Below are 14,196 nucleotides of genomic sequence, written 5' to 3' on the forward strand. Positions count from 1 at the left end.
ACCGGCCACCCGGTTAACCGACAATTAATTTTTGCCCTTCGCCGCTTTTTGGCGCAGGAGACACCCCCATCCCCCGTAGGCGCCGGGCCGCGCCGGCGATCGTGTCGGCGTGGCCGCGCCCGTCGCGCCCCAGCACGGCCATGGCCGGAAACCAGGGACGCACGCCGGCCCCCAGCGCCGACCAGTCGTTCCCTCCGCCCAGGCGCCACACCGGGATGCCGACCGCCGCCGCCAGTTCACCCACCGAGGTCGGGGCCGTGATCACGAGGTCGAGCCCGGCCATCAGCGCCGCCACCGCGTCCAGGTCGTTGCGCAAATCCAGGTCCGGCCAGGTCGCGATGGCGACGCCGAACCGCCGCCGGGCGTCCGCCAGTTCGGCGGCGCATTCGTCGTATTGCAGATTGACGAAGCGCAGGCCGGGCACCGCGAACAGCGGTCCCCACTGGTCGAGCCGGCTGTAGGCGCCGGCCCGTTCCGCCGTGATCCGGCTGCTGCGCCAGCAGACGCCGACCGTCAGGCCGGAACCGAGCGCCGCCAGCCGGTCGCGCCAGCGCGCCGCTTCCAGCGGGTCGGGAACGAGGAAGCCGGGATGGGTGGGAAAATCCCCCAACCGCCGACGCAGGATCGCCGCGACGCTCCCCATCGCGGCGTGACGGTCGCAGTCCCGTGGATCGCCGGTCGGCGCGCGCACCTCGGCGCCCGGAAGGGCGCGGGCGAACAGGCGCACGAGACGGGCGTCGCACTCGACGACCAGCCGGCCGGCCCGGCGGACCAGATCGGGCAAGGCGGTGCCGAACATGATCTCGTCGCCCAGCCCCTGCTCCCCCCACACCAGAATGCTCAGGCCCGACGGATCCTCGCCCAGCCATTCCGGCATCGCGAAGCGCCGCCCCCGTGACTCGCCCGCCGGGAAACGGGCGGCGTAGTCCCGCCAGCCGCCGTCCAGGTCGCCCGCCGACAGACGCAGCAAGGCCCGGTTCATCCGCGCGTCGGCCCGGCCCGGCGCCAGCCGGATCGTCCGCTCGGCGTGCCGCCGCGCCGCGCCGCTCCGGCCGAGCACCTGCTCCGCATGACCGAGGTTGAGATGCGCGTCGGCGAGCGCCGGGGCCAGCGCCAGCGCGCGGCGGTGCGCCGTCAACGCCTCCTCCCAGCGCGAGAGGCCGGCGAGCGCGGTCCCGAGATTCGACCAGGCCTTGGCGTGGCCCGGCGTCACCCGCAAGGCCCGCCGATGGTCGCGGGCGGCGTCGGCGAAACGCTCCATGCCTTTCCGCGCGGCGCCGCCGGTGGTCAGCGCGCCGGTCAGGGCCGGAGCCAGCGCCACCGCGCGGACGGCGGACACCAGCGCCTCGCCATGGCGCTTCAGGGTCAGCAGCGCCGCCGCCAGATTGCCCCAGCTTTCCGCCGAGGCCGGAGCCAGCCGCACCGCCCGGCGGTGGCAGGCAACCGCCGGCTCCCCCGCTCCCAGCCCCTGCAACGCCACCCCGAGGTTGTTGAGCACCTCGGGAAAGGCGGGCGAGACGGCCAGTGCCTGGCGGTGCCCGACGGCGGCCTCGCCCAGGCGCCCCTGCGCGCCCACGGCCAGAGCGAGGTTGGTCCTTGCGGCCGCCCGCAGCGGCTCCGCCGCCACCGCCGCCCGGTGCCAGCGCTCGGCCGCCGCCGGATCGCCCAGCAGGCGATGCGCCGCGCCCAGCAAATCCAGTGTGACGCCGCGACGGTTGCCGAGGCCGACGGCACGCTCCAGGCTGCCGGCGGCCTCGGCGTGGCGTCCGCGCTTGAACAGGGCAGCCCCCAGCCCGGCATGGGCGTCGGAATCGGCGTCGTCCAGGGCCAACGCCGCGCGATACTGAATCTCCGCCTCGGCGGCGCGTCCGAGATCGTTCAGCAGCGCTCCCAGCCCGAGCCGCGCGTCGAGCGCCGCCGGATCGCGCTCAACCGCATCGGCGAGGCAGGCAAGCGCTTCCGTCCGCCGCCCCATGGCGTGCAGCGCGGTCCCGAGGTTGGCGAGCGCCTGGACGAAGCCGGGCCGCTGGGCCAGCGCGGCGCGGTAGCGCGCCTCGGCCTCGGGCAGGCGGCCGAGCGCCTGGAGGGCGCTTCCCAGATTGTTCAGCGCATCGGGATAGGCCGGGCGCAGCCGCAGCGCCGTTTCATAGCAGCCCACCGCCTGCGGCAACCGCCCCAGAGCCTGGAGAACGGACCCGAGATTGCCGTGATACTCGGCAACGTCGCCGCGCCGGGCGATGGCGCGGGCGATCAGCGCCGTCGCCTCCTCGTTGCGGTTCCGCTGATGGGCGGCGACACCCAGCAGATGGAGGGCGTCGGGATGCTCCGCATCGGCCGCGAGGATGGCCCGATAGACCGCTTCCGCCTCGTCGAGCCGCCCCGCCTGATGCAGCCGCAAGCCGTCGCCGAGACCGACGGCCGGGACTTGCGGATCGGGCGGAAGGGCCGGGGGCGGAGGGGCGTCCCGCGTCGGCGGGGCCAAGTCGCGCAGGTGCGCCGCCATGCGGACGAGCGTCCCGGCCAACGCCTCTCCCGAACGGGGCTGGAACAGCCGCATCGACGGGAACCAGGGGCGGACGCCGCTGCCGAGCTGCGTCCAGTCCCGATGGCCGAAGCGCCAGACCGGCGTGCCCAGCGCGCCCGCCAGTTCCCCCACCGACATCGCCGGCGAGATCACGAGGTCGAGCGCGGCGATCAGCGCCGCCACGCCGTCGAAATCATCCTTGCGGTCCAGATCGTCCCAGCGGTGCAGGCGGATGCCGAAGCGTCGCTCCGCCTCGGCGATCTCGGCTTCGCAGTCGCCATATTGCAGAACCACCCAGGTGACGCCCGGCACGGCGAACAGCGCCCCCCACCACTCCAGCCCGACATAGGCGGCGCTCCGCTCCATCGTCAGAAGCTGGCTGCGCCAGCCGATCCCGACCATCAGCCCGGAGCCCAGCCCAGCCAGCCGGTCCCGCCATCCGGCGACCCGCGCCGGATCGGGAACCAGCCAGGAGGCGCCGGCGGGAAAGGACGACAGCTTCCCGCGCAGCACGCGCGGCAGCGATCCCATCGGGACGTGGCGGTCATAATCGGGAACCGCCATCGTCTCGCGGCCCTGCGCATCGATGGCTTCGGCCCGCACGGTCAATCCGGGGAAGGAACGCGCGAACAGCGGCACCAGCCGGTGGTCGACCTCCAGGATGGCGGACCGGGTGCGCACGGCGATCTCCGGGACGAGGGCGGAAAACAGGATGCTGTCGCCGACCCCCTGCTCGCCCCAGACCAGCAGGCGGCGCCCGGCCAGATCCTCGCCGCGCCACGCCGGCGCGCGCGGCTGGCGGCCGGCCCCGACCTGCCCCGCCGCGAAACGCCACGCATAGCCCGGCCAGCCGGCCGTCAGGTCGCCAGCCTCCAGGCGCAGCAGCCCCTTGTTGAAATGGGCCAGCGGCAGGTCCGGACGCAACCGCAAGGAACGGTCGTAGCAACGCTCCGCCAGGGCGTCGCCCAGCCGCTGCCGCGCCAGACCGAGGTTGCTCCATGCCTCGGCGTAGGCCGGGTCGAGCGCCAGGGCGCGGCGAAACCAGCCTGCGGCCTCGGCGAAGAGAAGCCGGCCCTGCAAGGCGTGCCCATGGTTGTTGTTGGGAACCGCCTCGCCGGGGGCCAGTCGGACGGCACGGCGGTGGCAGAGGTCCGCTTCCGCGAAACGCTCGTCCTCCCGCAGGCCGTTGCCGAGGTTGGACTGGAACTCGGCCCGTCCGGGCTCCAGGGCGATGGCGGCGCGCCATGCCGGAAACGCGGCCGGCCTCCGCCCCAGCGCCTTGCGGGCGTTGCCCAGATTGTTCCAGGCGCCGGCCAGATCCGGCTTGTGGCGAAGCGCCGCGCAATGCAGCGCCTCGGCCTCGGCCAAACGCCCCTGCTTGGCGCGCAACGTGCCGAGATTGTCGCGGGGCTCCGCGAAATCGGGCTTCAGGGCAAAGGCCGCCTCGAAGCAGACGGCGGCCCGATCAGGTTCGTTCAATTCCTGAAGAAGAATCCCAAAATTATTGAGAACAATCGGATTTCCCTGATCGATCCGCAAGGATTCGCCATAATGCGCCGCCGCCTCGTGCAGGCGTCCCTGCGCGTGCAGATTCGCGGCGAGCATGGCGAGGGCCGCCGCGTCGCCATCCTCCCGGCCCCCGAACGCCGCGGCCTGCCGGGCTGCTGCGGCGGCCTCGTCCAGACGCCCCAACTGCCGCAGGCTGATGGCGCGGTTCATCCAAGGACGCGGGTCGCCGGGCAGCAGGGCCGCCGCGCGCTCATGGGCGACGAGGGCCTCGTCCGCCCGCCCGAGGTCCTGAAGGATGGCGCCGAGATTGAGATGGGCATCCGCGAGGCTGGGGGACAGGCGCGCCGCTTCGGCGTAATGGACCGCCGCCCGCTCGCGCTTTCCATCGGCGACCAGCGCCAGCGCAAGGTTGAAATGGGCACCGGCGTGATCGGGGTTGCGGGCGATGGCGCGTTCCTGGGCGGCGACGGCATCCTCCACTCGTCCCAGCGCCTGCAACGCAAGTCCCAGATTGCCGTGGAAATCGGCGGGCGTGTCGTCGATCGCCAACGCCTTTTCAATCAATTCAACAGCTTCCTGGCTTTCTCCAATCTGATGCTTGAGGACGCCAAGCAGATGAAGCGCGTCGGCGTGCGCCGGCTCGGCGTCAAGGACCATCCGGTACAGCGGTTCGGCCTCAGCGAGATTTCCCTCCTGATGGTGGCGCAGAGCGTCGGCGAATTGACCCTGAACGCTCACCTGGAATCTCCGGATAATCCCATAATCATTTGAGAAACCTGAATAAGAGCATCGCCCAACGACTCCCCGGTGCGAGGATGGACGCAGCGCATGCTGGGAAACCAGGGCCGGGTCGGGGCACCCAGATGGGTCCAGTCCGGCCAGCCGAGCCGCCAGACCGGAACCCCGAGCGCGCCAGCCAGTTCGCCCGACGAGGAGGCCACGGTGACCGCCAGATCCAGGCTGGCGACCAGGGCCGCGGTGGCCTCGAGATCGACCATTTGATCGAGATCGTCCCAGCGATGGATGCGCAGGCCGAAGCGTTCCTCGGCGGCGGCGATCTCCTCGCCGCGCCCGTCATATTGCAGGCTGATCACATGAATGTTGGGCAGGCGGAGAATGGGCTCCCATTGGTCGAGCGTGGTGTAGGCGGACCGCCGCTCCGTGGTGATCCGCCGGCTGGTCCAGGCGATGCCGACGGTCAGGCCGGGGCCGAGCGCCGTCAGCCGCTCGCGCCACAGGTCCGCCCGCACCGGATCCGGGCGCAGCCAGCCGGACCGGACCGGGAAGTCGGCCAGCCGGCCGCGCAACCGGCGCGGCAGCGACCCGAAGGGCGCGTGGCAGTCGGCGTCACGCGGCCCCTCCGTCGGCGGGCGCACCGTGGCGGTCGGAAAGGAGCGCTGGAACAGCGGAACGAGGCGGGCGTCACACTCCACGATCACCGATCCGGCCCGCGCGATCACGTCGGGCAGGACGGAACCGAACATCAACTCGTCGCCCAAACCCTGCTCCGCCCACAGCAGGATCCGGCGACCCGACAGATCCTCGCCGTTCCACTCCGGAATCGGCAGACTGCGGGGGCGGCCCAACCGGCCGGAGGCGAAGCGGTCGGCGTAGTCGGCCCAGCCCTCCGCCAGCCGCCCCCGGCGCAGCCGCAGGATGGCGCGGTTGAAGCGCGCGACCGATTCCCTGGGATCGAACTCCAGCGCCCGGGTGAAGCTGGCCTCGGCGCCCCGGTCGTCGCCCAGATCCTGCAACGCCTGCCCGAGGTTGGCGTGGGCCGCCGCGTAGTCGGGCCGCAGATCGAGCGCCCGGCGCTGCAAGGCCGCCGCCTCGGCGCCGCGCCCTTGCAGGCGGCGCGCGTTGCCGAGGTTGGTCAGCGCCTCGGTCATCAGCGGGGCGAGCCGCACCGCGCGGGCGTAGGCGGCGGCGGCGGCGTCGATGCGGTCGGCCTTCTGCAAGCCGAGGCCGTAACCGTTCCACGCCTCGGCGTCCGCCGGTTCCACCGCGCAATAGCGGGCGTAGATCAGCCGCGCGTCGTCGCCCCGGCGCTGGACCACCCCGGCCAGCGCCAGCCAGGCGCCCGCGTGGTCGGGGCGCTGGGCCACCACCATCTTCAGCGTCGTCACCCCCTCCTCCACCCGGTCCAGGTCGAGCAGGGCGAGGCCGAGCGCCGCGCGCGCCTCGACCAGATGCGGGTTGCCGGCCAGCGCCTGGCGCAGCAGCGGTTCGGCCTCGCCCGAGCGTTCCAGGGTGCGCAGGACGGCGCCGAGATTGCCCTTGGCCTCCGCGTAATCGGGACGGGCGCGCAGGGCGTCGCGGTAGGCGGCGGCGGCCTCGGCGAACCTTCCCTGGGCGTTCAAGGCGTTGCCCAGCGTGTTCGCGGCCTCCGGAAAGGCGGCGCGCAGGCGCAGCGCGGCACGGGCCGCCGCTTCCGCCTCCGCCGAGCGCCCGAGCGCCTGGAGGGCGAAGGCCAGATTGGCGTGGTAGTCGGGAACGTTGCGGTTGGCGCCGACCGCCTGCCCGATCAACGCGGCGGCGTCGGCGAAGCGCCCGGTCTGGCAGGCGATCATGCCAAGCAGATGCAGCGCGTCGGGGTGGCGCGGCTGGGCGGCCAGCGCCTGCCGGTAGAGCGCCTCGGCCTCGGCCAGCCGCCCAGCCTGATGCAGGGGGACCGCCTGCGCCAGAAGGTTGGCCGCCGCCGTCGCGGCGGCGGCGTTGCCCTTCGCGCTGGTGGCACCGGCGGTCCTGCGCTGGTTCCGGTTCATCATGCCGCCCCGTCTGCCCGTTCCGGCTTCAGGGAATAGCACGAATCGCAGGCGGGAACAGCGCCCCGCCGGCCCCTTGGCGGATCAGATCTCCCCGGCCACCGGCGGGCGGGGGGCGGCGTTGACCGGCTCGGCGAGCTGGGCGTCGACCACCGCGACCGCCGTCATGTTGACCAGGCCGCGCGTCGTCACCGACGGGGTGACGATGTGGACCGGACGCTCCACCCCCAGCAGGATCGGCCCGACATTCTGCGCCTCGCCCAGGATCTTCATCATGTTGAAGGCGATGTTGGCGGCGTCCAGCGTCGGCATGACCAGCAGGTTCGCCTCCCCCTTCAGGCGGCTGTCGGGCAGCACCTCCTTGCGGATCGCCTCGGCGAGCGCCGCGTCGGCGTGCATCTCGCCGTCGATCTCCAGGTCGGGCATCTCGGCCGAGGCCAGCTCGTAGGCTTGGCGCATCTTGCGCGCCGACGGGGTGTCGGCGCTGCCGAAGTTGGAGTGGGAGAGCAGCGCCACCTTCGGCTCGATGCCGAAACGCTTGACCTCGTCGGCGGCCAGCCGGGCGATCTCGGCCACCTGCTCGGCGGTCGGGTCGGGATTGACGTAGGTGTCGGTGATGAAGTGCACGCCCTTCTGCGAGATCAGCGCGTTCATCGTCGCCGCGACCTTCACCCCCTCGCGCAGCCCGATCAGGCCGGCGATGTGGGCGAAATGCTCGTTGAAGCGGCCCGACGTGCCGCAGACCAGCGCGTCGGCCTCGCCCCGGCGGACCATCAGGGCGCCGAAGACGGTCGGCTGGGTGCGCACGACGTTGGCCGCGTGGCTCGGCGCCACGCCGCGCCGGCCCATCAGCTTGCGGTACAGCTCGGCGTAATTGTGGGTGCGCAGGTCGCGGACGGTCTCGATCACCTCGACATCGCGGCCGATCTTCAGGCGCAGGCCCATCTCGCCGATGACCCGCTCGATCACCTCGCGGCGGCCGAGCAGGATCGGCTGGGCGATGCCGTCGTCGACCACCACCTGGGCGCAGCGGATGACGCGCGCGTCCTCGCCCTCGGCGTAGACGACGCGCTTGGGCGCGGTCTTGGCCTTGGTGATGACCGGCTTCATGAACAGGCCGGAGCGGATGACGTACTGGTTCAACTGGTCGCGGTAGGCGCGGAAATCGGCGATCGGCCGGGTGGCGACGCCGGATTCCATGGCGGCCTTTGCGACCGCCGACGACACCTCGACGATCAGGCGCGGGTCGAAGGGCTTGGGCAGGATGTAGTCGGCGCCGAAGCGCAAGGATTCGCCGACATAGGCCGCCGCCACCACGTCCGACGGCTCGGCCCGGGCGAGGTTGGCGACGGCGTGGGTCGCGGCGATCTTCATCGCCTCGTTCACCGTCGTGGCGCCGACGTCGAGCGCGCCGCGGAAGATGAAGGGGAAGCACAGCACGTTGTTGACCTGGTTCGGGAAGTCCGACCGGCCGGTGGCGATGATGGCGTCGGCCCGCGCCTCGCGCGCCAGATCGGGCATGATCTCCGGCTCGGGGTTGGCGAGCGCCAGGATCAGCGGCTTCTCGGCCATGCGGGCCAGCAGCTCCGGCTTCAGCACCTTGGCGCCCGACAGGCCGAGGAAGATGTCGGCGCCGTCGATGACGTCGGCCAGCGTGCGGGCGTCGGTCGCTTGCGCGTAGGCGTCCTTGTACTCGTTCATCTGCTCGTTGCGGCCCTTGTGGACCACGCCGGCGATGTCGACCAGCCAGACATTCTCGCGGCGGACGCCGAGGCTCAGCATCAGGTCGAGGCAGGCGATGCCCGCCGCCCCGCCGCCGGTGGAGACGACCTTCACCGTCGAGATGTCCTTGCCGACCAGGGCGAGGCCGTTGAGGACGGCGGCGCCCACCACGATGGCGGTGCCGTGCTGGTCGTCGTGGAAGACCGGGATCTTCATCCGCTCGCGGCAGCGGCGCTCGATCTCGAAGCAGGCCGGGGCGGCGATGTCCTCCAGGTTGATGGCGCCGAAGGTCGGCTCCAGCCGGACGATGGTCTCGACCAGCGCGTCGACGTCCAGCTCGTTCAGCTCCAGGTCGAAGCAGTCGATCCCGGCGAATTTCTTGAAGAGGACGGCCTTGCCCTCCATCACCGGCTTGGCGGCCAGCGGGCCGATGTTGCCCAGCCCCAGCACGGCGGTGCCGTTGGTCACCACGGCGACGAGGTTGGCCCGCGCCGTCAGCGAGGCGGCCTGGGCCGGATCGTTGGCGATGGCGGTGCTGGCGACGGCGACGCCCGGCGAATAGGCCAGCGCCAGATCGCGCTGGTTCGCCATCGGCTTGGTCGCGACGACCGCCAGCTTACCCGGGCGCGGGTTGCGGTGATACTCAAGCGCCATCGCGTCGAAATCGCCGGACATGGGCCTCTTCCTCCGATTAACGTGATTCCGGTTAATTCGCTGAACCGGCTTTGGACTGGTGGTTGGTTATAGCCGAAGACATACCCCGATCCAAAGGGAAAGGGGGCGATTCGAACCCTGCCGAACCGTCCCCCTTACCTTACATGACCCGGAAGCCGCCGGTGCGGATCACTTTCGCTTTTTCCGAAAACGGGCCTTCGGGCCTTCGTCAGGCGCCTCGCGTCAGATGCGGGCGAGCGCCGGCTCCTTGAAGTGCTCCTGGTACTCGGCGACCGCCTTGCTCTCGTCGAACTCGCCTTCCATCTTGGCGACGACGACGGTGGCGACGCCGTTGCCGACGAGGTTGGTCAGGGCGCGGGCCTCCGACATGAAGCGGTCGACGCCGAGCAGCAGGGCCAGCCCCTCGATCGGCAGCACGCCGGTGGCCGACAGGGTGGCGGCCAGCGTCACGAAGCCGCCGCCGGTCACCGCCGCCGCGCCCTTCGAGGTCAGCATCAGGATGACCAGGATGTAGAGCTGCTGCCAGATCGTCAGGTCGACGTTGAAGGCCTGGGCGATGAAGATCGCCGCCATCGACAGGTAGATCGAGGTGCCGTCGAGGTTGAAGGAGTAGCCGGTGGGGATGACGAGGCCGACGACGTGCTTGGAGCAGCCGAACTTCTGCATCTTCTCCATCATGCGCGGCAGCACGGACTCGGACGACGAGGTGCCGAGCACGATCAGCAGTTCCTGGCGGATGTAGCGGATGAAGCTCCAGATGCTGAAGCCGTAGGCCTTGGCGATGCCGCCCAGCACGACGAAGACGAAGATCGCCATGGTGATGTAGACCGACGCCATCAGCTGGCCCAGCGCGGTCAGCGACGAGATGCCGTACTTGCCGATGGTGAAGGACATGGCGCCGAAGGCGCCGACCGGGGCGACGCGCATCAGGATGCCGATGACGCCGAACAGGGCGTGGCCGACCTTGTCGAAGATGTCCTCGACCAGCTTGCCCTTCTGGCCCATCGCCGACAGGGCGACGCCGAAGACCACGGCGAAGAACAGGATCTGGAGCATGTCGCCCTGGACGAAGGCGCCGACCACGTTGTCGGGCACGATGCCGACGACGAAGTCCATGAAGCCGTGCTCCTTCGCCGTGGTGGCGTATTTCTGCACGGAATCGGCCTTGAGCTGGCCGGGGACGATGTTCATCCCGGCGCCCGGACGCACGAGGTTGACGACCAGCAGCCCGATGCCGAGCGCGAAGGTGGTCACGATCTCGAAATAGAGCAGCGCCTTGCCGCCGACCTTGCCGACCTTCTTCAGATTGCCGATCGAGGAGATTCCGGTGACGACCGTCAGAAAGACGATCGGGCCGATGACCATCTTCACCATCTTGATGAACAGATCGCCCAGCGGCTTCATCTCCACCGCGAGCGACGGGTAGAAGTGGCCGAGCAGAATGCCGAAGCTGATGGCGGTCAGAACCTGGAAGGTCAGGTTGGTGTAGAAGGGCTTCTTCACCGGCCCGTGCTGGGCGGTGGCGGTCGCGTTGCTCATCGACGGTCTCCTCGTGGCGTTCCTGCCGGGGCATCCGTTCTGTTGACCGACGATGCGGATGACCCCGTACTTGGTTGCCTGTGAAAGCAAGCGATGGGCCAATTGCTGAATCCAGCAACATCAAGGATTTGACGAATCCACATGCGCGAAAATCCACACGACAGGACCTGTTGCGATGTGCGAAAATCCACACACTCCCCGGACCACCGCAGCAATGTTGCGGCGCAGCATGGTGTTTCGTGACGTTGCCGAAGCCCTTTGACGGCACAAGGACAGATTCGATCGCCCAGGGGGCCGCGCGGGGAGCCGCGCGGCTGGCGGCGCTCGCGCTCGAACGGCCGCGCCGGCTGCTTCTCGCGCTGCTGCTGCTGGGGGTGCCGCTGGCCGCGGCGCTGGCCGCCGGCTGGGCCGCCGGGCAGGCGGAGACGGACCTGCACGCGCACGCGCACGCGCAATTGGCGCTCTACGACGCCAATTTGCGGGCCGAGCTGGAGCGCCACGCCGCCGTCCCCCTGGCGCTGGCACAGGATTCCGAGGTCACGGCGCTCCTGGGCGACCCGACGCCCGAGCGCATCGACCGGATGAACCGCAAGCTGGAAGGCATCGGGAAGGCGCTCGGCGCCTCGGCGCTCTACATCATGGACACCAGCGGGCTGACGCTGACCGCGAGCAACTGGAACGGAAGCTCCAGCTTCGTCGGGCAGAACTTCGCCTACCGGCCCTATTTCCGAATGGCCATCGAGCGCGGGGAGGGCCACCATTTCGCGCTGGGCACCACCTCCTTCATCCCCGGCTATTACACCGCCCACCGGGTGGTGGCGGAAAACCGCACACTGGGCGCGGTGGTGCTGAAGGTCGGCTTCGACCGGCTGGAACGGGCCTGGGTGCCCAGCCCGGAAAAGCTGCTGGTGACCGACCGCGACGGCATGGTCTTCATCACCAACGTCGAGGACTGGCGCTACCACGCCCTGCCCCGCCGCCTGCCGATCGCCCTGCCGGTCGTGCCGGAGGGCACCAGCGAGGGGCTGGACGTGCTGCCCTGGGCCTTCGGCGGGGCCGCCGACCGCATCGCCATCGCCGAGAACGGGGTGGAGCGGCGCTATCTGCTGGCCTCGGTCGCCGTGCCCGGCGGCGACTGGACCCTGCACAGCCTGACCAGCCGCGAGCCGGTCTCGGGCCGCGCCCAGGTCGCCGGCCTGCTCGCCGCCGCCGCGATGGCGCTGGCCGCCGTCGCCGCCTACGCGCTGGCCCTGCGCCGCGCCGCCTTCGCCGAGCGTCTGGCGGTTCAGGAGGAGGCGCGGGCCGAGCTGGAGCGCCGCGTCGCCGAAGCGACGGCGGAGTTGCGGGAGCGGGAGAACGAGCTGACCCAGGCGGCCAAGCTGGCGGCGCTGGGGCAGATGTCGGCGGGCATCGCCCACGAGATCAACCAGCCGCTGGCCGCCATGCGCAGCTTCGCCGACAACGCGGTCGTGCTGCTGGAGCGCGGACGGACGGAGTCGGTGCGCGACAATCTTGGCGAGATCGCCGGCCTGACCGACCGCATGGCCGCGATCACCCGCCAGCTGAAGGGCTTCGCCCGGCGCGCCTCGGGCCGGCTGGGGCCGGTGTCGGCCAACGGCGCCGTCGGTCAGGCGCTGTCGCTGCTGGAGGCGCGGCTGCGGCGCGACGACGTGACGGTCGAGACCGACCTGCCCGCCCACACCGTCTGGGTGACCGGCGAGGATGTGCGGTTGCAGCAGGTGCTGGTCAACCTGATCGGCAACGCCGCCGACGCCGTGCGCGGCGCTCCGGTGCGCCGGCTGCGCATCACCCTGACGACGGCGGACGACGTGGCGCTGCTCAGCGTCGCCGACAGCGGAACCGGCATCCGCGACGCCGACCTGCCCCGGATGTTCGTGCCCTTCTTCACCACCAAGGAGGCGGGCGAGGGGCTCGGGCTCGGGCTGTCGATCAGCCACGGCATCGTCGAGGATTTCGGCGGCAGCCTGACCGCCGCCAACGGCCGCTCCGGCCTGCTGGGCGGCGCCGTCTTCACCATGCGGCTCAAGGTCGCCGAGCAGAAAACAATGGAACAGCCATCATGACCGTGAACGACACCGGCAGCGGCACGGGCGGCGGCGGCGCCGGCAGCGTGCTTTTCGTGGACGACGAGCGCGCCGTCCGGCTGGCCGGGCAGCAGACGCTGGAACTCGCCGGCTTCGAGGTGACCGCCTGCGACGGGGCGGAGCGCGCCCTGCGCCATCTCGGGCGCGACTGGCCGGGCTGTCTGGTGACCGACGTGCGGATGCCGCAGATGGACGGGCTGGCCCTGATGGAGCGGGTGCGGACCATCGACCCCGACCTGCCGGTCATCCTCATCACCGGCCACGGCGACGTGCCGATGGCGGTGCAGGCGATGCGCGACGGGGCCTACGACTTCCTGGAAAAGCCCTTCCCCTCCGACCGGCTGGTCGAGACCGTGCGGCGCGCCGTCGACAAACGCCGGCTGGTGCTGGAGAACCGCCGCCTGCGCGCCGCCCTGTCGGGGGGCGGCGAATCCACCCAGGGCATCGTCGGCCGCACCGCCGGCATCGAGCGGCTGCGCGCGACCATCGCGGCGGTGGCCGACACCGACGCCGACGTTCTGGTGTTCGGCGAGACCGGCACCGGCAAGGAGATGGTCGCCCGCGCCCTGCACGGCGCCAGCGCCCGGCGCAAGCACCCCTTCGTCGCCCTGAACTGCGGCGCCATGCCCGAGGCGATCTTCGAAAGCGAACTGTTCGGCCACGAGGCCGGAGCCTTCACCGGCGCCGCCAAGCGCCGCGTCGGCCGCATCGAGCACGCCAGCGGCGGCACCCTGTTCCTCGACGAGATCGAGAGCATGCCGCTGTCGCTCCAGGTCAAGCTTCTGCGCGTCATCCAGGAACGGGTGGTCGAGCCGCTGGGATCGAACGAGCTGGTTCCGGTCGACCTGCGCGTGGTGGCGGCGACCAAGGTCGACCTCAAGCAGGCGGCGGCGGCCGGGAAATTCCGCGAGGATCTCTATTACCGGTTGAACGTGGTGGTGGTGAGCATCCCGCCGCTGCGCGAGCGGCGCGACGACGTTCCGCTGCTGTTCCAGCATTTCGTCGTCCAGGCGGCCGGCCGCTACAACCGCGAGCCGCGCGTCGCCTCGCCGACCCAGATGCAGAGGCTGGTCGCCCAGGACTGGCCGGGCAACGTCCGTGAACTGCGCAACGCCGCCGACCGCTTCGTGCTGGGGCTGGAGGATGTGGCGGCGGAACCCGCCGCCCCCGCCCAGGCCCCGGCCCTGTCCCTGGCCGAACGGGTCGACCATTTCGAGAAGGGGCTGATCCAGAGCGAGCTGGCCCGCCAGAAGGGCAGCGTGAAGGCCGCCATCGAGGCGCTGAACATTCCGCGCAAGACCTTCTACGACAAGCTCAAGCGCTACGGGCTGAGCCGCGAGGATTTCGTGGAGTGACG

6 protein-coding genes are annotated in these 14,196 nt (G+C 71.0%); 2 read left to right on the forward strand and 4 right to left on the reverse strand.

Annotated features, from left to right (window positions below; all coding sequences use genetic code 11):
- Positions 1–13: 13 nt before the first annotated feature.
- The 4 genes from J2847_RS27030 to J2847_RS27050 all read right to left on the reverse strand — a co-directional run bounded on the left by J2847_RS27030 (position 14) and on the right by J2847_RS27050 (position 10,734).
- Complete coding sequence (locus tag J2847_RS27030) at positions 14–4,771, reverse strand: tetratricopeptide repeat protein (protein WP_325169496.1); 4,758 nt, start codon at positions 4,769–4,771, stop codon at positions 14–16.
- Positions 4,768–6,801 (reverse strand): tetratricopeptide repeat protein, encoded by a 2,034-nt coding sequence (locus J2847_RS27040; RefSeq protein ID WP_233474815.1) that lies wholly within the window; start codon positions 6,799–6,801, stop codon positions 4,768–4,770. The genes J2847_RS27030 and J2847_RS27040 overlap by 4 nt, the downstream gene beginning before the upstream one ends.
- Positions 6,802–6,882: 81 nt before the next feature.
- Entirely contained in the window at positions 6,883–9,195 is a 2,313-nt protein-coding gene (locus J2847_RS27045; protein WP_209781877.1) for an NADP-dependent malic enzyme, read from the reverse strand.
- A gap of 222 nt (positions 9,196–9,417) precedes the next feature.
- The gene (locus J2847_RS27050; protein ID WP_209781878.1) at positions 9,418–10,734 is read right to left on the reverse strand and encodes a dicarboxylate/amino acid:cation symporter; all 1,317 of its coding nucleotides are present in this window, start codon (positions 10,732–10,734) and stop codon (positions 9,418–9,420) included.
- A 245-nt stretch (positions 10,735–10,979) separates the two neighbouring features.
- On the opposite strand from J2847_RS27050, the gene J2847_RS27055 reads away from it, so the two are divergent.
- Both J2847_RS27055 and J2847_RS27060 read left to right on the forward strand, forming a co-directional pair.
- Positions 10,980–12,818, forward strand: coding sequence for a sensor histidine kinase (locus J2847_RS27055; RefSeq protein ID WP_233474816.1), 1,839 nt, complete (start codon positions 10,980–10,982; stop codon positions 12,816–12,818).
- Positions 12,815–14,194 (forward strand): sigma-54-dependent transcriptional regulator, encoded by a 1,380-nt coding sequence (locus J2847_RS27060; RefSeq protein WP_209781879.1) that lies wholly within the window; start codon positions 12,815–12,817, stop codon positions 14,192–14,194. Before J2847_RS27055 ends, J2847_RS27060 begins: the two co-directional genes overlap by 4 nt.
- The last annotated feature ends 2 nt before the right edge of the window (positions 14,195–14,196 follow it).

Source organism: Azospirillum agricola, from assembly GCF_017876095.1.
GTDB lineage: Bacteria > Pseudomonadota > Alphaproteobacteria > Azospirillales > Azospirillaceae > Azospirillum > Azospirillum agricola.

Excerpts from the sequence above, each read along its gene's own strand:
- J2847_RS27040 (WP_233474815.1), bottom strand. The coding sequence starts at position 6,801 with ATGATGAACCGGAACCAGCGCAGGACCGCCGGTGCCACCAGCGCGAAG.
- J2847_RS27045 (WP_209781877.1), bottom strand. The coding sequence starts at position 9,195 with ATGTCCGGCGATTTCGACGCGATGGCGCTTGAGTATCACCGCAACCCG.
- J2847_RS27050 (WP_209781878.1), bottom strand. The coding sequence starts at position 10,734 with ATGAGCAACGCGACCGCCACCGCCCAGCACGGGCCGGTGAAGAAGCCC.
- J2847_RS27060 (WP_209781879.1), top strand. The coding sequence starts at position 12,815 with ATGACCGTGAACGACACCGGCAGCGGCACGGGCGGCGGCGGCGCCGGC.